Source organism: Aquimarina sp. RZ0 (assembly GCF_008370685.1).
GTDB lineage: Bacteria > Bacteroidota > Bacteroidia > Flavobacteriales > Flavobacteriaceae > Aquimarina.
In genome coordinates, this window is sequence record NZ_VTZU01000250.1 from 1 (window position 1) to 641 (window position 641).

Annotated in this window: 1 protein-coding gene; it reads right to left on the reverse strand. The window is 32.6% G+C overall.

Annotation, left to right across the window (positions count from 1 at the left end):
- Window positions 1-272: transposase (locus tag F0000_RS27535; RefSeq protein WP_149627890.1), on the reverse strand; the 272-nt coding region annotated here is incomplete at its 3' end.
- Window positions 273-641: the final 369 nt, after the last annotated feature.

A 641-nucleotide genomic window follows, 5' to 3' on the forward strand; every position in this document is an offset into this window, starting at 1 on the left:
CTCGCGGAAAAGATGCTCACCGCCTTTTTTAAAATATCGCGCTCTAACTTTATGTTTCTTAACTCTTTTTCTAAAAGTTGAATACGTTTTTGATCTTCTGATAATACTGATACACTTGTAAAGTTACCAGGGTTATCTTCATGGGACTTACGCCACTTACGAATCATACTACCATTGAGATTGTATTCACTACTAACTGAATTTACACTTTGACCTGATTGCAATAATTCTACAATCATTAACTTAAATTCATCTTCATACTTTTTTGCCATAATTCAAATATAAGAGTACGGGCTATATTTTTCTGTCCTATTAAAAGTAGACATTCCATTACATAGTAGCAGTTATAACGACGATTTTTTATCCTTTAAAATAACAACACTAAAAATTGTGCGAAGCGAACTTATAACTTCTATTATGTAAAGATTGCTTTGATGATGCGGCGGTGAGCGGAACAACACAAAATACAGAGGGTTTTTGCTTTTTCTGCAAAAAACTGGATTTTGTGTTGTGGGGATTTATTCGGTGTAATGATACCTAGTTCCCTTTAATTCTCCTGTTTTTAGTATTAAACCTTCATTCACAAGGTAAAAAAGGTCTTTTTTTAATGTATTTCGAGAGTGATTTGTAAACGCTTTTTC